The sequence below is a fragment of the Streptomyces sp. NPDC001292 genome (assembly GCF_042896465.1).
Classification (GTDB): domain Bacteria; phylum Actinomycetota; class Actinomycetes; order Streptomycetales; family Streptomycetaceae; genus Streptomyces.
The window spans coordinates 116,744-138,275 of record NZ_JBIAXG010000006.1 but is presented as its reverse complement, the minus strand read 5'-3'; the positions used below and the strand labels follow the sequence as shown (position 1 = coordinate 138,275).

Annotated in this window: 23 protein-coding genes and 1 tRNA gene; 15 read left to right on the top strand and 9 right to left on the bottom strand. The window is 69.1% G+C overall.

Annotated elements, in window-relative coordinates:
* The first annotated feature begins 13 nt into the window (after positions 1 to 13).
* The 9 genes from ACFY4A_RS09780 to ACFY4A_RS09740 all read left to right on the top strand — a co-directional run bounded on the left by ACFY4A_RS09780 (position 14) and on the right by ACFY4A_RS09740 (position 4,687).
* The gene (locus tag ACFY4A_RS09780) at positions 14 to 697 is read left to right on the top strand and encodes a DUF2637 domain-containing protein (RefSeq protein ID WP_390828887.1); all 684 of its coding nucleotides are present in this window, start codon (positions 14 to 16) and stop codon (positions 695 to 697) included.
* A gap of 19 nt (positions 698 to 716) precedes the next feature.
* Positions 717 to 908 (top strand): mobile element transfer protein, encoded by a 192-nt coding sequence (locus tag ACFY4A_RS09775; protein ID WP_390828886.1) that lies wholly within the window; start codon positions 717 to 719, stop codon positions 906 to 908.
* Positions 909 to 920: 12 nt separating this feature from the next.
* The gene (locus tag ACFY4A_RS09770) at positions 921 to 1,076 is read left to right on the top strand and encodes a hypothetical protein (RefSeq protein WP_107080639.1); all 156 of its coding nucleotides are present in this window, start codon (positions 921 to 923) and stop codon (positions 1,074 to 1,076) included.
* Between the two features lie 24 nt (positions 1,077 to 1,100).
* Positions 1,101 to 1,433, top strand: a complete 333-nt coding sequence (locus tag ACFY4A_RS09765) for a SpdD-like protein (protein ID WP_390828885.1) — start codon at positions 1,101 to 1,103, stop codon at positions 1,431 to 1,433.
* Positions 1,434 to 1,526: 93 nt separating this feature from the next.
* Positions 1,527 to 1,709: a hypothetical protein gene (locus tag ACFY4A_RS09760; protein WP_390828994.1), complete on the top strand. Its 183-nt coding sequence runs from the start codon at positions 1,527 to 1,529 to the stop codon at positions 1,707 to 1,709.
* A gap of 5 nt (positions 1,710 to 1,714) precedes the next feature.
* Positions 1,715 to 1,957, top strand: coding sequence for a hypothetical protein (locus ACFY4A_RS09755; protein WP_390828884.1), 243 nt, complete (start codon positions 1,715 to 1,717; stop codon positions 1,955 to 1,957).
* Positions 1,954 to 3,345: a replication initiator protein RepSA gene (repSA, locus tag ACFY4A_RS09750; RefSeq protein WP_390828882.1), complete on the top strand. Its 1,392-nt coding sequence runs from the start codon at positions 1,954 to 1,956 to the stop codon at positions 3,343 to 3,345. Before ACFY4A_RS09755 ends, repSA begins: the two co-directional genes overlap by 4 nt.
* Entirely contained in the window at positions 3,342 to 3,530 is a 189-nt protein-coding gene (locus ACFY4A_RS09745) for a helix-turn-helix domain-containing protein (RefSeq protein ID WP_390828881.1), read from the top strand. The genes repSA and ACFY4A_RS09745 overlap by 4 nt, the downstream gene beginning before the upstream one ends.
* Positions 3,530 to 4,687 carry a tyrosine-type recombinase/integrase gene (locus ACFY4A_RS09740; protein WP_390828880.1) on the top strand — a complete coding sequence of 386 codons (1,158 nt, stop codon included), beginning with the start codon at positions 3,530 to 3,532 and terminating at the stop codon, positions 4,685 to 4,687. The genes ACFY4A_RS09745 and ACFY4A_RS09740 overlap by 1 nt, the downstream gene beginning before the upstream one ends.
* 55 nt (positions 4,688 to 4,742) lie before the next feature.
* Here ACFY4A_RS09740 and ACFY4A_RS09735 read toward each other — a convergent pair.
* From ACFY4A_RS09735 to dnaA, 9 genes are all read right to left on the bottom strand, one after another.
* Positions 4,743 to 4,819: transfer RNA gene (locus tag ACFY4A_RS09735), tRNA-Ile, on the bottom strand.
* A gap of 133 nt (positions 4,820 to 4,952) precedes the next feature.
* Entirely contained in the window at positions 4,953 to 5,696 is a 744-nt protein-coding gene (locus ACFY4A_RS09730) for a DUF3566 domain-containing protein (protein WP_390828879.1), read from the bottom strand.
* Between the two features lie 18 nt (positions 5,697 to 5,714).
* Positions 5,715 to 8,309, bottom strand: a complete 2,595-nt coding sequence (gene gyrA / locus ACFY4A_RS09725) for a DNA gyrase subunit A (RefSeq protein WP_390828878.1) — start codon at positions 8,307 to 8,309, stop codon at positions 5,715 to 5,717.
* A 42-nt stretch (positions 8,310 to 8,351) separates the two neighbouring features.
* The gene (gene gyrB / locus ACFY4A_RS09720) at positions 8,352 to 10,433 is read right to left on the bottom strand and encodes a DNA topoisomerase (ATP-hydrolyzing) subunit B (RefSeq protein ID WP_390828877.1); all 2,082 of its coding nucleotides are present in this window, start codon (positions 10,431 to 10,433) and stop codon (positions 8,352 to 8,354) included.
* A gap of 373 nt (positions 10,434 to 10,806) precedes the next feature.
* Positions 10,807 to 11,343, bottom strand: a complete 537-nt coding sequence (locus ACFY4A_RS09715) for a DUF721 domain-containing protein (RefSeq protein WP_390828876.1) — start codon at positions 11,341 to 11,343, stop codon at positions 10,807 to 10,809.
* Entirely contained in the window at positions 11,340 to 12,461 is a 1,122-nt protein-coding gene (recF, locus tag ACFY4A_RS09710; protein ID WP_390828875.1) for a DNA replication/repair protein RecF, read from the bottom strand. The genes ACFY4A_RS09715 and recF overlap by 4 nt, the downstream gene beginning before the upstream one ends.
* 53 nt (positions 12,462 to 12,514) lie before the next feature.
* Positions 12,515 to 13,390 carry a phosphogluconate dehydrogenase (NAD(+)-dependent, decarboxylating) gene (gene gnd, locus ACFY4A_RS09705; protein WP_390828874.1) on the bottom strand — a complete coding sequence of 292 codons (876 nt, stop codon included), beginning with the start codon at positions 13,388 to 13,390 and terminating at the stop codon, positions 12,515 to 12,517.
* Positions 13,391 to 13,552: 162 nt separating this feature from the next.
* Positions 13,553 to 14,683: a DNA polymerase III subunit beta gene (gene dnaN, locus ACFY4A_RS09700; RefSeq protein ID WP_390828873.1), complete on the bottom strand. Its 1,131-nt coding sequence runs from the start codon at positions 14,681 to 14,683 to the stop codon at positions 13,553 to 13,555.
* Between the two features lie 839 nt (positions 14,684 to 15,522).
* Positions 15,523 to 17,451, bottom strand: coding sequence for a chromosomal replication initiator protein DnaA (dnaA, locus tag ACFY4A_RS09695; protein ID WP_390828872.1), 1,929 nt, complete (start codon positions 17,449 to 17,451; stop codon positions 15,523 to 15,525).
* A gap of 375 nt (positions 17,452 to 17,826) precedes the next feature.
* Between dnaA and rpmH the strand changes: the two genes are divergently transcribed.
* From rpmH to rsmG, 6 genes are all read left to right on the top strand, one after another.
* The gene (rpmH, locus tag ACFY4A_RS09690; protein ID WP_003956500.1) at positions 17,827 to 17,964 is read left to right on the top strand and encodes a 50S ribosomal protein L34; all 138 of its coding nucleotides are present in this window, start codon (positions 17,827 to 17,829) and stop codon (positions 17,962 to 17,964) included.
* A 21-nt stretch (positions 17,965 to 17,985) separates the two neighbouring features.
* Positions 17,986 to 18,357, top strand: a complete 372-nt coding sequence (rnpA, locus tag ACFY4A_RS09685; protein WP_376397421.1) for a ribonuclease P protein component — start codon at positions 17,986 to 17,988, stop codon at positions 18,355 to 18,357.
* Positions 18,354 to 18,707: a membrane protein insertion efficiency factor YidD gene (yidD, locus tag ACFY4A_RS09680; RefSeq protein WP_390828871.1), complete on the top strand. Its 354-nt coding sequence runs from the start codon at positions 18,354 to 18,356 to the stop codon at positions 18,705 to 18,707. Before rnpA ends, yidD begins: the two co-directional genes overlap by 4 nt.
* A 3-nt stretch (positions 18,708 to 18,710) precedes the next feature.
* Complete coding sequence (gene yidC / locus ACFY4A_RS09675) at positions 18,711 to 19,988, top strand: membrane protein insertase YidC (protein WP_390828870.1); 1,278 nt, start codon at positions 18,711 to 18,713, stop codon at positions 19,986 to 19,988.
* Positions 19,989 to 20,003: 15 nt separating this feature from the next.
* Positions 20,004 to 20,516, top strand: a complete 513-nt coding sequence (locus tag ACFY4A_RS09670; protein WP_390828869.1) for a protein jag — start codon at positions 20,004 to 20,006, stop codon at positions 20,514 to 20,516.
* 116 nt (positions 20,517 to 20,632) lie between these two features.
* On the top strand, positions 20,633 to 21,349 hold the full coding sequence (rsmG, locus tag ACFY4A_RS09665; RefSeq protein ID WP_390828868.1) for a 16S rRNA (guanine(527)-N(7))-methyltransferase RsmG: 717 nt from the start codon (positions 20,633 to 20,635) through the stop codon (positions 21,347 to 21,349).
* Positions 21,350 to 21,532 lie beyond the last annotated feature (183 nt).

Below are 21,532 nucleotides of genomic sequence, written 5' to 3'. Positions count from 1 at the left end.
AGGAGAAGCCACCATGCCTCGCTCTGCCCTGCGTGTGGATGCCGTCCTGGTCCAGGCCGTCATCGCCGGTGCCCTGTCCTTCGCCCACCTGCACGACCTGGCCGCCGCAGCCGGACAGGACGGCTGGAAAGCCTGGGCCTACCCCGTTTCGGTGGACCTGCTGCTGGTCGCCGCCTGGCGTCGGCTGCGCTCCGACGGGCCGTCCCGGCTGGCCTGGTGCTGGTTCCTGATCGCCTTGGTCGCCTCGCTCGGCGCGAACGTCGCCACCGCCGGACTGCTCGACCTGAACGACGTTCCCGCCTGGCTGCGCATCCTGGTCGCCGCTTGGCCCGCCCTGGCCTTCATGGGCGGCACCCTCCTCGCCCACTCACCCGCCGGGCACACCCCGGATCGGCTGGCACCCCCCGCCCCTGATTCGGACCCCGTGCCCGAGGTGGAGCGCGAACCGGCCGCCGTGGCTGAGCCGGACCCGGTGCCCGAACCCGTGACGGTCCCGGCGCCCGAGGAAACCCCGGCCCTGCCCACCGCCGAACCGCCCCCGGCCGTGCCGGTCCCGGCAGCGCTGGTCGAGCACGCCCGCAAGGTCGCCGACGACCACCACTCCCGCACCGGCACCCGCATCGACATCGACACCCTCCGCGCCCGCCTCGGCGTCCCCGCCCCCATGGCCGACGCCATCGCCGCCCAACTCACCTGAACCGAAAGGAGATCAGCACATGCCTGCCCGCGACTTCTTCCACTCCGTGATGCGGATCGGACCGGTGCAGATCGGCACCCACCGCGACCGCCACGGCACCACCAAGCACGCCGCCGTCTGCGGCTCGGACGGCTGCGGCTGGTCCGCCGACTACTCCAGCCAGTCCGCCGCCCAGCTCGCCGCCCGCACCCACCGCTGCACCGTCCGCTAGGAGGCCACCGTCATGGACGTCCCGCTCTGGTTCGCCCTGATCGTCGTCGGCTGGCTCGGCGTCAAGCTCATCCGCCCGCCGCTGTGGCTGGTCCTGGTGCTGCTGCTCGGCGGCTACCTCCTCGCCGACAGCCTCCTGTCCCCGGTCATCGACACCGCCGTCAAGTAACCCGCCGCGAAAGGAGACTCGCTCATGTTCCGGCCCAAGCTCCCGACCATGCCCCAGCCCACCGGCCTGGTCACCCCGCCCGCCGTCGTCGAGCCGACCACCATCACCCCCGGCACCCCGGGCACCTCGACCCCGCCGACGGCCCCCGTCGCCCCGGCCCCGGCCTCGACCCGGACCACGGCCCAGCTCACGCCCGGTACCGTGCTCGCCCTCGTCGGCAGCGGCACCGCCGTCGTCCTGGTCGTCGGCGCCGTCCTGGTCTCCATGCTCCTCGCGGTCGCCATCACCGGCGCTTCGGTCGCCGTGTGCGCCCTGGTGATCCGCTCCCTGATCAGCGCCGACAACCGGCGCCGCTGAACGGCCCCCGGAGCGGCCTCGGTCGCCAAACTTCGTCCGCTCCGGGCGCCTTCCCACCCTCCAGATCCAACGGACCCGAAAGGCAAGCCCATGATGCCCCAGCACGCCCCGACCGCGCGGATCTGCCGCGACTGCGACGGCTTCGCCGCCGCCGCCATCACCACCGGCACCCGCCACCCGGACGGCACCCGCGTCACCCTCCGCATCACGTGCCCGACCTGCCAGGGCACCGGCCACACCACCCCCGCCACCGGCCTCGTCCGGGCCGGGAGGTGACCGCGTTGAAGACCATCACCACCTCGGCGCACCTGGAGCCGGGCACCACCATGCGCGTGACCGTGTTCGACAGCACGCCCGACGGTGAAGGCTTCGTCAGCCTCCGCATCGGCGGCGACTCCATCGACCTCGCGCTCCTCGCCCGCCCCGGCACCGCCGACGCCCTGCGCGCCCTGGCCCGTGCAGCCACCGAAGCCGCCGCCGCGCTCGACCGGCTCACCGGACCCGCCTCGGACGGTGCCGCGTGACCGACACCGCCACCCCGGCGGGCCTGGACCCGGTCACCCTCGGCGATCTGCTGCGGGTGGCCGGGTCCCCCGGCTTCGACCGCTGGCAAGACCAGATCCGCCGCACCGGAGGATGCGCCGACCCCATCCGGCTGACCGGCTGGGTCCTGCACAAGGACAAGACCACCGGCGAGACCCTGCACCGCTACTCGACCGAGGGGGAGCCGGGCGGACGGCTCCGCGTCGCCTGTGGCAACCGCCGCGCCTCCCGCTGCCCCGCCTGCGCCTGGACCTACGCCGGGGACACGTATCACCTGATCCGTGCGGGCCTGGCCGGGGACGACCGACGGGACATCCCCGCCACCGTCCGCGATCACCCGCGCGTGTTCGCCACCCTCACCGCGCCCTCGTTCGGCCGCGTGCACAACCGGCCCGACCATGGCACCTGCCGCTGCGGCACCCGCCACGCTGCCGATGACCCCGCCCTCGGCGCCGCCCTGGACCCGGCCACGTACGACTATGCGGGCGCCGTGCTGTTCAACAACCATGCCGGGCAGCTGTGGCAGCGCTTCACCAACCGGCTCCGCCGTGAGATTGCCGCCCGTGCCGGCATCACCCAACGGGAGCTGAAGGAGTGCGCTCGGCTGTCGTACGGCAAGGTCGCCGAGTTCCAGAAGCGGGGCGCCGTGCACTTCCATGCCGTGGTCCGCATCGACGGACCCGATGGCCCGGACACCCCGCCGCCGTCCTGGGCCACCGTTGATCTCCTCGCCGACGCGATCCGGGCCGCCGCCGCGCATTCGTACACCTCGGTCTCCGTCCCGGCCGCCGCCGACCAACCCACCCGCACCTTCCGCTGGGGCCGACAGCTCGACGTCCGGCCGGTCAAGGCGTTCGGGGACGGCTCCGACATCACCGAACAGGCGGTTGCCTCCTACGTCGCCAAGTACGCCACCAAGGCCGCCGAGAACACCGGCACCCTGGACCGCCGCATCGGCGAACTGTCCGAACTCGACCGCCACGGCGTGCCCGACCACACCCGCCGCCTGATCACCGCATGCCGTGACCTGGACAGCCTGTATCCCGACCGGCGGCTGTGGGCCTGGGCTCACATGCTCGGCTTCCGCGGCCACTTCTCTTCCAAGTCGCGCCGCTACTCGACCACCCTCGGCGCCCTCCGCCAGGCCCGCGCCGACTACCGCGCCGCCCAGGAAACCGCCGCCCTCGGCCTGGACGACCGCGAGCCGGACACCGTCCTGGTCCTGACCGACTGGCAGTACGCCGGACACGGCCACACCCCCGGCGAATCCGCGCTCGCCGCCACCATCGCCCGCGACCTCCAACTCAACCGCGAAACCGCCCGCGAAGCCCTACGCGACCAACTCGTCCAGGAAGGAGCCGCAGCATGACCACTGCAACCGATGAGCTGCTGACCGTGCCGGAGGTCATGGCGCGGCTGAAGGTCGGGCGTACCAAGGTCTACGACCTGATCCGTACCCGCCGCCTCGTGTCCTTCAAGGTCGACGGATGCCGCCGCATCCCGGACCACGCGCTCCGCGACTTCATCGCCCGCCAGATCGGGGAGGCTGCCTGATGGCGAAGCGTCGGCCCAACGGCGGCGGCACGATCACCAAACGGTCCGACGGTCGCTACCAGGGCGCTGCTTACGTGACCGACACGGACGGCAACCGGGTGCGCAAGTACGTGTACGGCCGGACCTGGGACGAAGCGAACGAGAAACTCGGCAAGCTCCAGGACCAGGAGCGCAACGGCGTCCCCGTGCCGTCCCGGTCCTGGACGCTCGGCGAGTGGCTGTCCTACTGGCTTGAGCACATCGTCGCTCCGGAGCGCGAGCACAACACGTACGTCAAGTACGAGTCCAAGGTCCGCCTCTACCTGGTGCCGCACCTCGGCAAGAAGTCACTGGTCAAGCTCACTCCGGCACAGATCCGCGTCTTCATGGCCGCGCTGAGGCGTGAGAAGGTCGGCGCCTCCGCCCGCTTCGAGGTCCTGCGCGTTCTCCGCAACGCCCTCAACCGGGCCATCCGCGAGGAGCTGGTGACGCGCAACGTCGCCCTCCTGGTCGACATGCCCAAGGTCGCCAAGGACAAGGGCAAGGCGTGGAACGCTCGGGAGGCGATCGCCTTCCTTCGGTCGGCCCGTGCCCACCGGCTCTACGCGGCCTGTGTCCTCGTCCTGGTCCTCGGGCTGCGGCGGAGCGAGGTGCTCGGGCTTCGCTGGCAGGACATCGACTTCGAGGCCGGCCACTTCACCCCGGTCAAGCAGGTGCAGCGGGTCAAGGGCGTGGGCCTGGTCCTCAAGGACCTCAAGACGGAGTCCTCACAGGCGGTGCTCCCGCTTCCGAAGTTCTGCGCCCGTGCCCTGGAGGAGCGCCGGGAGCTGCAAGAGCTGGAACGGAAGATCGCCGGTGAGCACTGGTCACAGGAGCCGGGCCATGACCTGATCTTCTCGTCCGAGCACGGCGGCATGATCGACCCGATGGGCTTCTCTCGCACCTTCGATCGGCTCGTCAAGCGGGCCGGTGTCCGCCGCATCACGGTCCGCCTCGCCCGGCACACCTGCGGGACCCTGCTCGCCTTCCTGAAGGTGCACCCCAAGGTGGCTCAGGCGATCCTCCGGCACAGCCAGATCAGCATGACCATGGACGTGTACACGCACGTGGTCGGCGAGAGTGAGCGGGAAGCAGTCGGCATGCTCGCCGAGCTTCTGGAAGATCCACTCATCGGCTGATGTCACCCGTGGATGTCAAAGACCCCCAACCGTAACCGGCTGGGGGTCTTTTGGCTGGTGGGGCTAACAGGATTTGAACCTGTGGCCTCATCCTTATCAGGGATGCGCTCTAACCAACTGAGCTATAGCCCCGCCGCGCTCTGCGGTGTGTGTCCCGCGCGCTGACTCCTGAAGATTAGCGCACGAGGGGGGCAGTCCCAAAATCGGTTGTCGGAGGATCGTCGGCGGACGTTTCGCGACACCGGCGCAAGCGCGGTCAGCCGGTCTACTCGTCCTCGGCCAGCGTCAGCTCGACGCCGCCGACGAAGCCCGCGGACAGGTTGTAGATGAACGCTCCGAGGGTCGCGAGGGCCGTCGCCAGCACCACGTCGATCACGGCGATGATCGACGTGAACATCAGCACGTGGGGGAGGGACAGGAAGGACTGGAGGTCGAAGCCGTTCGACTCGTTCGAGCCGGTGGCCTCGGAGATCGTCCCGCCGACCGTGGAGAACACGCCCATCGCGTTCATGACCATCCACAGCACGGCGGAAGCCACGATCGTGCAGATGCCCAGGGCGATGGAGAGCAGGAAGCTGACCTTCATCACCGACCACGGGTCGGCCTTGGCCACGCGCAGCCGGGCCTTGCGGGTGCGCGGTGTGGTACGCGCGCCCGTGCGCGGCCGGCGCACCGCCTGGGAGGCGGACTCGGCCGACGGGTAGGCCTGCGGCGGGTGGTACGGCCCGGAGGGCTGCTGCGGCTGCCGCTCCCCCGGCAGCGGAGAACCCGCCGCCTGCTGGCCGGACGCGGCGTTCGCCTGCTGCGCCTGCGGGCCTCGGGTGTCCGTCACCGTTCCCCCCTGGGATCCATGAGTGTGGGGCGTGTGTGCATCGGTCGCGGGCGACTTGATCGCTTGCAGATTGGTCGTACGCGTGTCCGTCGCAGGCGCGGCGGAGCCACGGCCGCCGCCGCCCGCTCCCGTACCAGTGGAGGTACCGGCCGATCCGGCGCCCGTGGCTCCGCTCACGATGACTCTCTCCTCGTGCTACTCGGCCGAGGGCACCTCGCCCTCGTCCGTGCCGCTGGTCGCGGCCCCCTCGACGGTCTCGTCCACGGCCACGTCGCCGTCGACTTCCTCCGCCTCGCGCCCCGCCTCGGCGTTACGTGCGATGCCGACGACGGCATCGCGCTTCCCCAGGTTGATCAGTTGGACGCCCATGGTGTCACGGCCCGTCTCCCTGACCTCGTTGACTCGCGTACGAATCACACCGCCCGAGAGCGTGATGGCGAGGATCTCGTCGGTCTCCTCGACAATCAGCGCCCCCACGAGCGAACCGCGGTCCTCCACGATCTTGGCGGCCTTGATGCCGAGGCCGCCGCGCCCCTGGACGCGGTACTCGTCGACTCGGGTCCGCTTGGCGTACCCACCATCGGTGGCAGTGAACACGAACGTACCGGGTCGAACAACATTCATCGAGAGCAGTTCGTCGCCCCCGCGGAAACTCATGCCCTTGACACCCGAGGTTGCGCGGCCCATCGGACGCAGGGTGTCGTCGGAGGCGGTGAACCTGATCGATTGCGCCTTCTTGCTGATCAGAAGCAGATCGTCCTCGGCGGAGACCAGCTCGGCCCCGATCAGTTCGTCGTCGGAACCGTCCTCCTGCTCGCGCAGGTTGATCGCGATGACGCCGCCGGAGCGAGGCGAATCGTAATCCTTCAGAGGCGTCTTCTTGACCAGGCCCGCCTTGGTGCCGAGCACCAGGTACGGCGCCGCCTCATAGTCGCGGATCGCGAGGATCTGGGCGATCGCCTCGTCCGGCTGGAAGGCCAGCAGGTTAGCCACGTGCTGGCCGCGCGCGTCCCGGCCGGCGTCCGGCAGCTCGTAGGCCTTCGCCCGGTAGACACGGCCCTTGTTGGTGAAGAACAGCAGCCAGTGGTGCGTGGTGGAGACGAAGAAGTGGTCGACGATGTCGTCTTCCTTCAGCTTCGTACCGCGCACGCCCTTGCCGCCGCGCTTCTGGGCGCGGTAGTCGTCGGTCTTGGTGCGCTTGATGTAGCCGCCGCGGGTGACCGTGACGACGATGTCCTCCTCGGCGATCAGGTCCTCGATGGACATGTCGCCCTCGTAGGGGATCAGCTTGGTCTGGCGGTCGTCGCCGTACTTCTCGACGATCGCGGCCAGCTCCTCGCTGACGATCCCGCGCTGGCGGACCGGAGAGGCGAGGATCTGGTTGTACTCGTTGATCTTGGCCTGGAGCTCGTCGTGCTCCTGGACGATCTTCTGCCGCTCCAGGGCGGCCAGTCGCCGCAGCTGCATCTCGAGGATGGCGTTGGCCTGGATGTCGTCGATCTCCAGCAGGCTCATCAGGCCCTCACGCGCCACCTCGACGGTCTCGCTGCGCCGGATCAGCGCGATGACCTCGTCGATGGCGTCCAGGGCCTTCAGCAGACCGCGCAGGATGTGCGCCCGCTCCTCCGCCTTGCGCAGCCGGAACCGCGTACGGCGGACGACGACCTCGACCTGGTGCGTCACCCAGTGGCGGATGAACGCGTCCAGCGAGAGGGTGCGCGGCACCCCGTCGACCAGCGCCAGCATGTTGGCGCCGAAGTTCGTCTGCAAGTCGGTGTGCTTGTAGAGGTTGTTCAGGACGACCTTGGCGACCGCGTCCCGCTTCAGGACGATCACCAGGCGCTGGCCGGTGCGCGAGCTGGTCTCGTCGCGGACGTCCGCGATACCGCCGATCTTGCCGTCCTTCACCAGGTCGGCGATCTTCTGCGCGAGGTTGTCCGGGTTGACCTGATAGGGCAGCTCTGTGACCACCAGGCACTGGCGGTTCTGGATCTCCTCGACCTCGACCACGGCGCGCATGGTGATCGAGCCGCGGCCGGTGCGGTACGCCTCCTCGATGCCCTTGCGGCCGACGACGAGCGCCCCGGTGGGGAAGTCCGGGCCCTTGATCCGCTCGATCAGCGCGTCGAGGAGCTCCTCGTGGGAGGCTTCCGGGTTCTCCAGGTACCACTGGGCACCGGAGGCGACTTCGCGCAGGTTGTGCGGCGGGATGTTGGTCGCCATGCCCACCGCGATACCGGCCGAGCCGTTGATCAGCAGGTTCGGGAAGCGGGAGGGCAGGACGGTCGGCTCCTGGGAGCGGCCGTCGTAGTTGTCCGTGAAGTCGACGGTCTCCTCGTCGATGTCGCGGACCATCTCCATCGACAGCGGCGCCATCTTGCACTCGGTGTAGCGCATGGCCGCCGCCGGGTCGTTGCCCGGCGAGCCGAAGTTGCCGTTGGAGTCCACCAGCGGCATCCGCATCGCCCACGGCTGCGCGAGGCGGACCAGCGCGTCGTAGATCGAGGAGTCGCCGTGCGGGTGGTAGTTGCCCATGACGTCGCCGACGACGCGGGCGCACTTGTAGAAGCCGCGGTCGGGGCGGTAGCCCCCGTCGTACATCGCGTACAGCACGCGGCGGTGGACGGGCTTGAGACCGTCCCTGACGTCCGGCAGCGCACGCGAGACGATGACGGACATCGCGTAGTCGAGGTACGAGCGCTGCATCTCCGTCTCGAGGCCGACAGGCTCGATACGGAGGGTGGTCTCGCCTTCTTCTTCAGGCGTGGACGGAGTGTTCTCGTCGGCCATTGCTGGTGGGGATCCTTCCTGGTGCGGTCAGCTGAGACCGACTCAGATGTCGAGGAAGCGGACGTCCTTGGCGTTGCGCTGGATGAACTGCCGGCGGGCCTCGACGTCCTCGCCCATCAGGACCGAGAACAGATCGTCGGCCTGGGCGGCGTCGTCGAGGGTGACCCGGCCGAGGACCCGGTGGTCGACGTCCATGGTGGTCACACGCAGCTCCTCGGCGTTCATCTCGCCGAGGCCCTTGAAGCGCTGGATCGAGTCCTCACGGACCCGCTTGCCGCGCTGGCGGCCCATCTCCAGCAGCGCGTCGCGCTCCCGGTCGGAGTAGGCGTACTCGATGTCCTCCCGGCCCCACTTGATCTTGTAGAGCGGGGGACGGGAGAGGTACACGTGGCCCCGCTCCACCAGGTCCCGCATGAAGCGGAAGAGGAAGGTCAGCAGCAGGGTGTTGATGTGCTGGCCGTCGACGTCGGCGTCCGCCATCAGGATGATCTTGTGGTAGCGGAGCCTCTCGATGTCGAAGTCCTCGTGCACACCGGTGCCGAACGCGGAGATCAGCGCCTGGATCTCCTGGTTCTGCAGGATCTTGTCGAGGCGTGCCTTCTCGACGTTGAGGATCTTGCCGCGGATCGGGAGGATCGCCTGGTACTCCGGGTTCCGGCCGGACTTGGCCGAGCCGCCCGCGGAGTCACCCTCGACGATGAAGATCTCGCACTTGGTGGGGTCGTTCGACTGGCAGTCGGACAGCTTGCCCGGCAGCGACGCCGACTCCAGCAGGCCCTTGCGACGCGTCAGGTCACGCGCCTTGCGGGCCGCCACGCGCGCGGTGGCCGCCTGGATGCCCTTGCGGACGATGTCCGCGGCCTCGACCGGGTTGCGGTCCAGCCAGTCGTTCAGGTGCTCGTAGACCGCCTTCTGCACGAAGGTCTTGGCCTCCGTGTTGCCCAGCTTGGTCTTCGTCTGGCCCTCGAACTGCGGCTCGCTCAGCTTCACCGAGATGATCGCCGTCAGACCCTCGCGGATGTCGTCACCCGTGAGGTTGTCGTCCTTCTCGCGCAGCAGCTTCTTGTCACGCGCGTACTTGTTGATCAGCGACGTCAGCGCGGCCCGGAAACCCTCTTCGTGCGTACCGCCCTCGTGGGTGTGGATGATGTTCGCGAACGAGTACACACCCTCGCTGTAGCCGCTGTTCCACTGCATCGCGACCTCGAGGGACAGGCTCCTGTCCTTGTCCTCCGCCTCCAGGTCGATGACGGTGTTGTGCACCACCTCTCCCTTGCGGGAGTTGAGGTACTTCACGAAGTCGACGATGCCGCCCTCGTAGTGGTACGTGACCGACTTGACCTCGGCCTTCTCGTCGGCTCCCGCCTCGTCCGCACCGCTGGTGGCCTTCGCCGACTCGCGCTCGTCGGTGAGCTTGATCGTCAGGCCCTTGTTGAGGAACGCCATCTCCTGGAAACGCCGGGACAGCGTCTCGAAGGAGTACTCGGTGGTCTCGAAGATGTCGGGGTCGGCCCAGAAGGTGACCGAGGTGCCGGTCTCGTCCGTCTCCTCGTGCTGGGCGAGCGGGGCCGTCGGGACACCGAGCTTGTAGTCCTGCGTCCAGCGGTGACCGTCGGTCCTGATCTCGACGGCGACCTTCGTGGACAGGGCGTTCACGACGGAGACACCGACACCGTGCAGACCACCGGAGACCGCGTAGCCGCCGCCGCCGAACTTGCCGCCCGCGTGCAGCACGGTCAGCACGACCTCCACGGCCGGCTTGCCCTCGGACGGCACGATGCCCACCGGGATGCCACGGCCGTTGTCGACCACACGCACGCCGCCGTCGGCCAGGATCGTCACGTCGATGGTGTCCGCGTACCCGGCCAGCGCCTCGTCGACGGAGTTGTCGACCACCTCGTACACGAGGTGGTGCAGGCCGCGCTCACCGGTGGAACCGATGTACATGCCGGGTCGCTTGCGGACCGCGTCCAGACCCTCGAGGACGGTGATCGCGCTGGCGTCGTAGGAGGCCGTGACCTCACCGTTCGAGGATGCGGCCCCGTTCGCGCCGGCTTCGGTGGACGGGATGTTCTCGTTGGGGTTGCCGGAATCGGCCACGAAGCGCCCTTTCTGGCACAGCACGAGCCGGGCTCGTCGGCGGGTTGCCGGAGCGGCTGCGGCATGTTGCGTTGGTAAGCCTTGATCAGCGTTGCTCAGCTTTTCCCGGACGGTCCCCACGATTGGGGCGGGATTGCCTTCCAGTCTACCGGTAGCGCTGACAGTGATGGGGGTTTGCCGGTACCTGAGTACGCATGTGGCGCCCTCAACCGGTCTTGGCCGGGTCCCGATATGCACAAGGGGTCTCCAAGAGGCTCACAGCGGCACTCAGCGCTTCCGGACGTCAACACTTCGCTACTCCCGGCTCGGGTCGGGATTCGCAAGAGCGTGCGGTTGTACGAAGGACGGCGGTCATGCACCCCGAGAGGACCACCACAACCCCGTTGTGTGACGTCTGTCACCCATAGGTGTCGCCGGGGCCCGTGCTGCCCGGCACCCGCAGCGGACCGTACCGGCGGCCACCGCCGCCCGGCCCCAACACCTTGATCGTCCGCACCGAGCCGTGCCCCAGGTCCTCGTTGAGCCGGGCCACCAACGTCGGAGCGAGCAGCCGCAGGTTCGTCGCCCACGCCGTCGAGTCGCAGCGCACCGTCAGCACCCGCTGGTCCTCGTCGTACCGGTCCGGCACACAGTGCTTGGCCACATCCGCCCCGACCATCTGAGGCCAGCGCCCCATCACACCGCCCACCGCGGCCGGCGCCTCCCAGCCGCGCTCGGTGATCAGCCGGTTGATCGCGGCACCGAGAGCCATCGGATCACGGCCGTCGGCCCGCGCGCCGGAACGCAGCCCGCCACGCCGCGCCTGCCTCCGCTGCTGCGCCACGTCCCCACGCGCGCGTGCCGCCTCCTTCGCCGCGCGCAGCGCCACACGCGCGAGGTCGACGCCCGACGGCTCGGGCACCTTCCCCCCGCCCGGGTCCCGCTCGCCGCTCATACGCGCTCCACCGTCCCGTCCGACACGTCGAACCGCGTACCCGTCAGCACGTGCGGCACGTCGTCGTCGACCGCGGCGGTCACCAGCACCTGCTCACCGGGCGCCACCAGCTCCGCCAGGCGCTCACGACGACGGGTGTCCAACTCGGCGAAGACGTCGTCGAGGATCAGCACCGGCTCATTGCCCTCCGCGCGCAGCAGGTCGTACGACGCCAGACGGAGCGCCAGCGCGAACGACCAGGACTCGCCGTGGGAGGCATACCCCTTGGCCGGCAGCTGACCGAGTCTGAGCACCACATCGTCCCGGTGCGGCCCCACCAGCGTCACGCCCCGCTCGATCTCCTGCTTGCGGACGTCCGCGAGCGCCGCCATCAGCTGCGCGAAGAGATCCTCGCGCGTGTGTGCCTCGCCCGGCGCCGACGGCTTGTACTCCAGCACGACCGGACCACCGCCCGGAGCCAGCTGCTCGTACGCCTTGTCCGCCAGCGGCTCCAGCGCGCCGACCAGGTCCAGGCGCTGGGCCAGCAGCTCGGCGCCCGCCCGCGCCAGGTGCTGGTCCCACACGTCCAGCGTGGACAGGTCCATCGAACGGCCGCCGTGCCGACGCGCCAGCGCGGCCGACTTCAGCAGCGTGTTGCGCTGTTTGAGCACTCGCTCGTAGTCGGAACGCACCCCCGCCATGCGCGGAGAGCGCGCCGTCACCAACTCGTCGAGGAAACGCCGCCGCTCCCCCGGATCGCCCTTGACCAGCGCCAGGTCCTCGGGCGCGAACAGCACGGTCCGCACGATGCCCAGCACATCCCGCGGCCTGACCTGCGAGGACCGGTTGACACGGGCGCGATTGGCCCGGCCGGGGTTCAGCTCCAGCTCGACCAGTTGCTGCCGCTCCCCCTGCCGCACCTGCGCCCGGATCACCGCACGCTCGGCGCCCATGCGGACCAGCGGGGCGTCGGAGGTGACCCGGTGGCTGCCGAGCGTGGCCAGGTAGCCGATCGCCTCGACGAGGTTCGTCTTGCCCTGGCCGTTGGGGCCGACGAACGCCGTGACGCCCCGGTCGAGCGGGACCTCGGCCCGGACGTACGAGCGGAAGTCGGCCAGCGACAGATGCGTGACGTGCATGGTCGTTCGCCGACCTCCCCCGGCGTTGCGGACCGCCGAGGCGGTCCGGTGAACTACTTCTTCTCCACGGCGTGACCGCCGAACTGGTTGCGCAGCGCGGCGATCATCTTCATCTGCGGCGAGTCCCCCTGACGCGAGGAGAACCGCGCGAACAGCGAGGCAGTTATCGCGGGCAGCGGCACGGCGTTGTCGATGGCGGCCTCCACGGTCCACCGGCCCTCGCCGGAGTCCTGCGCGTAACCCCTCAGCTGCTCCAGGTGCTCGTCCTCGTCGAGGGCGTTCACCGCCAGGTCGAGCAGCCAGGAGCGGATGACGGTGCCCTCCTGCCAGGAGCGGAAGACCTCGCGGACGTTCTCCACGGAGTCGACCTTCTCCAGCAGCTCCCAGCCCTCGGCGTAGGCCTGCATCATCGCGTACTCGATGCCGTTGTGGACCATCTTGGCGAAGTGGCCCGCCCCGACCTTGCCGGCGTGCACCGCGCCGAAGTCGCCCTCCGGCTTGAGCGCGTCGAAGACCGGCTGCACCTTGGCGACGTTCTCCGCGTCGCCGCCGTACATCAGCGCATAGCCGTTCTCCAGGCCCCACACGCCGCCGGAGACGCCGCAGTCGACGAAACCGATGTCCTTGGCGGCCAGCTCCTCCGCGTGCCTCTCGTCGTCCGTCCAGCGGGAGTTCCCGCCGTCCACGACCACGTCGCCGGGCTCCAGCAGCTCGGCGAGGGCGTCGATCGTGCCCTGGGTGGGCTCGCCCGCCGGGACCATCACCCAGACCACGCGCGGGCCGTGAAGCTTGTCCACAAGCTCTTCCAGGCTGTGGACATCGGCGAGGTCCGGGTTGCGGTCGTATCCGATGACGGTGTGGCCGGCGCGGCGGATCCGCTCGCGCATGCTGCCACCCATCTTGCCGAGGCCGACGAGACCGAGCTCCATCAGTTGCGTTCCTTAGGTTTCACGACGTGGCGTTCCGGCACTTTCGTACCTGCGTCCGAGCCTAGACCCGGACGCTCACGCACATCCGTGGGCATACGCGCTCATACGTATGCCCGGACCTGGGGTCGCCACCTGGGGAAAAGCGCCCGGCCGTCAGCCCGCTCAGCCGCTCAGCCGCACCGGCATGATCAGGTACTTGTAGGCCTCGTCCGCCTCGGCGTCCACTGCGGGCTTGCCGCTGAGCAGCGCCGGCTTGGTGGACGTCGTGAAGGCCAGCTGCGCCACCGGGGAGTCGATCGCGCTCAGGCCGTCCAGCAGGAACGTCGGGTTGAAGGCGATCGAGATGTCGTCGCCCTCCAGCTGCGCGTCGACCCTCTCCACAGCCTGTGCGTCGTCGCTGGAGCCGGCCTCCAGGATCAGCACGCCCTGCTCGAAGCTCAGGCGCACCGGGGTGTTGCGCTCCGCGACCAGCGCCACGCGCTTGACGGCCTCCACGAAGGGGGAGGTCTCGATGACGGCCACGGAGTTGAACTCCGTCGGGAACAGGGTGCGGTACTTCGGGAGGTCGCCCTCCAGCAGACGCGTGGTCGTCCGCCGCCCGGCACCCTCGAAGCCGATCAGGCCCTCACCGGCACCCGAGCCGGACAGCGCCAGGATCACACTGTCGCCGCTGGTCAGCGCCTTGGCGGTGTCCAACAGGGTCTTGGCGGGCACCAGGGCGACCGCGGAGGCGTCCGGGTTCTCCGGCTTCCACAGGAACTCGCGGACCGCGAAGCGGTAGCGGTCGGTCGAGGCCAGCGTGACGGTGTCGCCCTCGATCTCGATGCGGACACCGGTCAGCACGGGCAGCGTGTCGTCGCGGCCGGCCGCGATCGCCACCTGCTGCACGGCGGAGGCGAAGACCTCGCCGGGGACCGTGCCCGTCGCGTTCGGCATCTGCGGGAGCGCCGGGTACTCCTCCACAGGCAGGGTGTGGAGGGTGAAGCGCGAGGAGCCGCAGACCACCGTCGCCCGTACACCGTCTGTGGAGATCTCCACCGGGCGGTTGGGCAGGGCGCGCGAGATGTCGGCGAGCAGGCGGCCGGAGACGAGGACCGTGCCCTCCTCCTCGACCTCGGCCTCCACGGACACGCGCGCGGAGACCTCGTAGTCGAAGCTGGACAGGCTCAACTGGCCGTCCTCCGCCTTGAGCAGCAGGCCGGCGAGAACAGGCGCCGGCGGACGGGCCGGGAGGCTGCGTGCCGCCCAGGCCACTGCCTCCGCGAGTACGTCGCGTTCCACCCGGATCTTCACCGTAAGCCGCCTCCTGCTGTTGCTACTGAGTCCTCCGACTCGGTGTCACCGCCCACTGGGACGGGAAGGACACCGGGGACCAGTCTGACGCACGGCGCTGACAGTGGGCGCCCGTCGGGGTCAAGTCGCTCCGAGGGGCGGTCGGGCTCGAGAGCTCGAGTTGTGCACAGGCCCCGCTTCGAAACGGATTCCGCACTCTCTCTGGTTGGGAGTAGTAGTAGGGGCTGTGGATACCGTGGATAACCACGTTTGCCCAGCTCAGCGCGGAGATTTTGTCCACGGGCCCTGTGGGTGGGACCGGTGGACAACTCGCCGTCTCTGTGGAGAACGGGAAGTTCTGCACACCCTGCCCACAGCCCGAGGGCAGTTCTCCCCAGCTGCGTCCCCAGCTTTACCCAGGTTTCCCACACGCCAACCGCGCACCTTGGTGTGACGGCTTTCACTCGACGCGGTGACCGGTGGCGTCACGTTGCCGAACAGTGGACAGGGGTGTGGAGAAGCAACCGATCACTGGGGACAACGACCCCCAGCCTGTGGGTTGCCGGTGGACAACTCTCGCCGCGACCTGTGGACACCCGCTTCGTCCACAGTCTGTGGAGAGCGCTCGTCCACCATTCCACAGGCCTCTGAACTGGGGTGATGGCTTGTCGGCCGCACAGCCTGTGGAAGCGATCTGGACAACTTTCCCGTCCCCAGGATGTGGACGGGAAAAAGCCGGCGGATCTGTGGAGAGCGGCCGTAACCCGTTGCGGATTCGAACAGCGGCGGACGCCCACAACGACTCAGGGCGCCCCCGGGATCCGCTCCCGGGGGCGCCCTGAGCGCCGCTCTGCGTGTTCTCAGCCGTTCTTGATGCGGTTGGTCAGCTCCGTGACCTGGTTGTAGATGGAGCGCCGCTCGGCCATCAGCGCGCGGATCTTGCGGTCGGCGTGCATGACCGTCGTGTGGTCGCGGCCGCCGAACTGGGCGCCGATCTTCGGCAGCGACAGATCGGTCAGCTCACGGCACAGGTACATGGCGATCTGGCGGGCGGTGACCAGGGCGCGGCCGCGCGAGGTGCCGCACAGGTCCTCGACGGTGAGGCCGAAGTAGTCGGCCGTGGCCGCCATGATGGCCGTCGCCGTGATCTCCGGGGCCGTGTCCTCGCCGCCGGGGATCAGGTCCTTCAGGACGATCTCCGTCAGGCCCAGGTCCACCGGCTGCCGGTTGAGCGAGGCGAACGCCGTCACCCGGATCAGCGCGCCCTCCAGCTCGCGGATGTTGCGCGAGATCCGGGAGGCGATGAACTCCAGCACCTCCGGCGGGGCGTTCAGCTGCTCCTGCACCGCCTTCTTGCGCAGGATCGCGATGCGGGTCTCCAGCTCGGGCGGCTGGACGTCGGTGATCAGGCCCCACTCGAACCGGTTGCGCAGCCGGTCCTCCAGCGTCACCAGCTGCTTCGGCGGCCGGTCGCTGGAGAGCACGATCTGCTTGTTGGCGTTGTGCAGGGTGTTGAAGGTGTGGAAGAACTCCTCCTGCGTCGACTCCTTGTCCGCGAGGAACTGGATGTCGTCGACGAGCAGGATGTCCATCTCGCGGTAGCGCTTGCGGAAGCTGTCGCCCTTGCCGTCGCGGATGGAGTTGATGAACTCGTTGGTGAACTCCTCCGAGCTCACGTAGCGCACGCGCGTGCCCGGGTACAGGCTGCGCGCGTAGTGGCCGATCGCGTGCAGCAGGTGGGTCTTGCCGAGCCCGGACTCCCCGTAGATGAACAGGGGGTTGTACGCCTTGGCGGGTGCCTCGGCGACGGCGACCGCGGCCGCGTGCGCGAAGCGGTTGGACGCGCCGATGACGAACGTGTCGAAGAGGTACTTGGGGTTCAGGCGCGCGGTCGGTTCGCCGGGGCCGGCCGCCGGTGCGGGCTGCGCGGCCAGCGGGCCGGCGGCGGGCAGGTTCGGCTCGCGGTGGCCGGTGTCACGCTGGTCGTAGTCGCGCTGGTCGTAGTCGCCGCGGGACGGGTCGTAGTCGGAGCGCGGCTGGTCGTACGGCGGGCGCTCCATCGACGGGGGACGGTAGTCCTGCGCGTAGGAGTCCTTGGCCGGCGGATACCCGTCCTGGTGGCCGTACCCGGTGTCCTGCGGGCCGTAGGCGTCCTGGGACGGCGAGGCGTAGGGGTCGCGCTCCGGGAAGCCGAGCCGTTGCTGCTGCCACCCGTAGTCGTCCTGGTGGTGACGCGGCCAGGCGCCGGGCTCGGGGCGCTGGTACTCGGCGTACTCCGCGGGATAGGCGGGGCGGGCGGCCGGGAGATGGTCGCCGCCGTCCGCAGGCTGGGGGCTCGTGCGCGGGGGCGGCAGCTGATCGCCCTGGGCGCCCGGGTACTGGTTGGGGCGGGCGGGACGGTGGACGTCCGCCCGGCGCCGGCCGTAGCCCTCGTAGCCGCCGCCCTGGCCCGTGGGCAGCTCCTGGTCCTCGTAGCGCGGCGCCGGTGCGGGCGCGGGGGCCTGGGTCTCGCCGACGGAGCTGTCGACGGTGATCGCGATACGGATCGGGCGGCCGCACTCGCGGCTCAGCGTCTCGCTGACGACCGGGGCGAGGCGCCCTTCGAGTACGCCCTTGGCGAACTCGTTCGGTACGGCGAGCAGCGCGGTGTCCGCGACCAGCGCGAGTGGCTGGCAGCGCCGGATCCAGTGTTCGTCCTTCACCTCGACGCCCTGTCCGCGTCCCTCGCCGAGAAGCTGCTCCAGAACTCGTGGCCACACTGCGGCAAGATCGGCAGGTACGTCAGCCACAGGGCACGCTCTCTCACAGGTCCCACGAACGTGTGGTGCGGGACGGGTCGGTATCCAAAACGGGTGGGGCGGGGGACATGGGAACGAATCGGAGTCCAGTTACGGTAGTCAGCGCGACGGCTGCGGTTCAAGTCGTTGTCCCCAGGCTGTGGACAGTGTCTCTCGGGGGCGGCTGGTTTGACCGGATGGCGTAGCCGCGCGTACCGTAACCAGGTCGAGTTGTCGATGGCTGCTGCCGCCTGCCTCCGAAGGGCACAGATCGCGTCAAGGTGATCGGAAAGCGGTGCACTCGGGCGTAACTGCGAGCTACTCGTGGGCGCACGGTGACAGCCAGGACGGCACCCCGCCACTACTGATTCTTTCTGGAGCCCCCGAGTGAGCAAGCGCACCTTCCAGCCGAACAACCGTCGTCGCGCGAAGACCCACGGCTTCCGGCTGCGTATGCGCACCCGTGCCGGCCGCGCGATTCTCGCGTCCCGCCGCAGCAAGGGTCGCGCCCGTCTGTCCGCCTGATTCCGGTCAGGTCATGACATCGTGCTGCCCACCGAGAACCGGCTGAGGCGGCGCGAGGACTTCGCGACCGCGGTACGACGAGGGCGTCGCGCTGGACGCCCGCTTCTCGTCGTGCATCTACGTAGCGGTGCCACGGACCCGCACGTGCCAGGGGAGAGCGCTCCCCCGTCACGTGCGGGTTTCGTCGTGAGCAAGGCGGTGGGTGGCGCGGTCGTCCGCAACACGGTGAAGCGCAGACTTCGCCATCTGATGCGTGACCGAGTCGCCCTGCTGCCCCCCGGTAGCCTGGTAGTCGTACGAGCGCTGCCCGGTGCGGGCGACGCCGATCACGCACAGCTGGCCCGAGACCTGGATGCCGCCCTTCGACGGCTGCTGGGAGGGGGCGCGCGATGAAGTACCCGCTGCTGGCTCTGATCAAGCTGTACCAGTGGACCATCAGCCCGTTGCTCGGGCCGGTGTGCAAGTACTACCCGTCGTGTTCCCACTACGGCTACACGGCCATCGACCGGCATGGTGCGATCAAGGGAACCGCGCTCACCGCGTGGCGCATCCTGCGGTGCAATCCGTGGTCGCTCGGCGGTGTGGACCATGTCCCGCCGCGCAAGCGTCCGCGGTGGCACGAAATGCTGCGCAACGCCTGGCGTGCGCGTAAGGGCGGGACCTCCGCCGCCGAAACGGCCACCGACGGGAAGATGCCGGCGGTCCCGGCCGCAGAGACCTCGTCCCATGCCCAAGGAGCATGATTAGTGGACACGATTGCCAGCCTCTTCAGTTTCATCACCTGGCCCGTCTCCTGGGTCATCGTCCAGTTCCACACGGTGTACGGAGCGCTCTTCGGGCCTGACACCGGGTGGGCCTGGGGCCTGTCCATCGTGTCCCTGGTGATCCTGATCCGCATCTGCCTGATCCCGCTCTTCGTGAAGCAGATCAAGGCGACCCGGGCGATGCAGACGCTCCAGCCCGAGATGAAGAAGATCCAGGAGCGCTACAAGAACGACAAGCAGCGCCAGTCCGAAGAGATGATGAAGCTGTACAAGGAGTCGGGTACCAACCCGCTCTCCTCGTGCCTTCCCATCCTGGCGCAGTCCCCGTTCTTCTTCGCCCTGTACCACGTGCTCAACGGCATCGCGACGGGCAAGACGATCGGCGTCATCAATGATCAGCTGCTCACCAGCGCCCGTCAGGCGCACATTTTCGGGGCTCCGCTCGCCGCGACGTTCACGGACAGCGCCGACAAGGTCGCCCAGCTCGGTGCCTCGCTGACCGATGTCCGGGTCGTGACCGCTGTCATGATCATCCTGATGTCGGCGTCGCAGTTCTACACGCAGCGCCAGTTGATGACGAAGAACGTCGACACGACGGTGAAGACGCCGTTCATGCAGCAGCAGAAGATGCTGATGTACGTCTTCCCGGTCATGTTCGCCGTCTTCGGCATCAACTTCCCCGTCGGTGTCCTCGTCTACTGGCTGACCACCAACGTGTGGACCATGGGCCAGCAGATGTACGTCATCCACAACAACCCGACCCCGGGTTCCAAGGCCCAGGCCGCCTACCTGGACCGGCTCTTCAAGCACGTCACGCACCACGGCAAGACCCGCAATCGGCGTGAGAAGGCCATCGTCAAGGCGATCGTCGTCAAGGGCCGTGACCGCAACGAGTTCGAGCGCAAGTTCGTCAACGGTCTGAGCAAGGCGGGTCTCGCGGCCCAGCCCGACGGCTCCGTGGTGAAGAGCGAGAGCGCCGCAGTGGCGCAGGCCGAGGACGGTACGACCGCCACCGCCACCGCTCCCCGGCGCCAGCAGCCCAAGCGGCAGACCAAGGCGCAGCGCCAGTCGGGCGGCACGAAGCCGGCCGGTGAGGCGACGGAGCCCTTGTCGTTGACCAAGTCCGACGAGCCGGAGGACGCTCCGGCCGCCACCGGCAAGAAGGCCGCCGCCTCGAAGCCCGGCAACGGCACCCGCAGCAAGGCCCAGTCCGGACAGCGCAAGGGTCCGCAGCGGCCCAAGTCCCCGTCCAAGAAGTAAGAAGGAGCCCATCCCGTGACGGAAGGCACCACCTCCGCCGCTGCCGAGGGCGCAGACGCCCTGACCCGCCTGGAGCAGGAGGGCGAGATCGCGGCGGACTACCTCGAGGGTCTACTGGACATCGCCGACCTCGACGGTGACATCGACATGGATGTCGAGGCCGACCGGGCCTCTGTCTCGATCATCAGTGACACCGGCGGTCGCGACCTGCAGAAGCTGGTCGGCCCTGATGGTGAGGTGCTGGAGGCACTGCAGGAGCTCACGCGCCTGGCTGTGCACCGGGAGACCGGCGACCGCAGCCGTCTGATGCTGGACATCGCGGGCTACCGCGCCAAGAAGCGGACCGAGCTGTCCGAGCTGGGTGCGAAGGCCGCAGCCGAGGCCAAGAGCAGTGGCGAGCCCGTGAAGCTGAAGCCGATGACTCCGTTCGAGCGCAAGGTCGTGCACGATGCGGTCAAGGCCGCTGGCCTGCGCAGCGAGTCGGAGGGCGAGGAGCCGCAGCGCTTCGTCGTCGTGCTTCCCGCCTGAGCGGTCCGACGTTCCACCGGCCCCGTCTGTTGCGCAGGCGGGGCCGTACTTTGTCAGCCTGGTAGTTCTGATGGTCGGCGTCGAGAGCGCCGATGCGGTACGGAAGGACGGTCCCCGTGACGGCGGAAGCGGAGCTCCCCCCTGCGCCCGAGCAGGCACGTGACGTATTTGGTGATCGCTTCACGGATGCGGTCCGGTACGCCGAGCTGCTGGCCGAGGCAGGAGTGCAGCGAGGGCTCATCGGCCCGCGTGAGGTACCCCGTCTGTGGGAGCGGCATCTGCTGAACTGTGCGGTGCTCTCGGAGGTGGTTCCCGAGGGGGTGACGGTGTGCGACGTCGGCTCGGGCGCCGGCCTGCCGGGCATTCCCCTGGCCCTGGTCCGGGAGGACCTGAAGATCACGCTATTGGAGCCGCTGCTGCGGCGCACCAACTTCCTCACCGAGGTCGTGGAGCTGTTGGGTCTCGACCACGTCACCGTCGTCCGGGGGCGTGCGGAGGAAGTGATGGGCAAAATGCCACCGGTGCATGTGGTGACCGCCCGAGCGGTCGCGCCGCTGGACCGCCTGGCCACGTGGGGCATCCCGCTGCTGCGTCCCTACGGGGAGATGCTCGCCCTGAAGGGGGACACCGCCGAGGAGGAGCTGAAGAGCGCGGCCACCGCCCTGAGCAAGCTCGGCGCGGTGGAGACCTCCATCCTGCATGTGGGTGAGGGCATCGTGGATCCGTGCTCCACCGTCGTGCGGGTCGAGGTCGGAGAGAGTCCGGGCGGCGTACGCTTCGCGGCCAAGCGGGCGAAGGCGGCGCGTACGGGGCGGACGCGACGGCGCCGATAGCCGGCCGTACTCCACACAAGCTGCCAAACCTCCGCATGCCGGAGTGTCGCGACAGTCCGGCCATGGCCGCTGTGCATCGTGTTTCACGTGAAACGTCGCTCACTGCTGCACGGCATCATCAACCGTGGCCGCGCTGCGGCCCAACCTCGCGACCGCAAGCCTCTCGGTTCACTCGGACAGGAA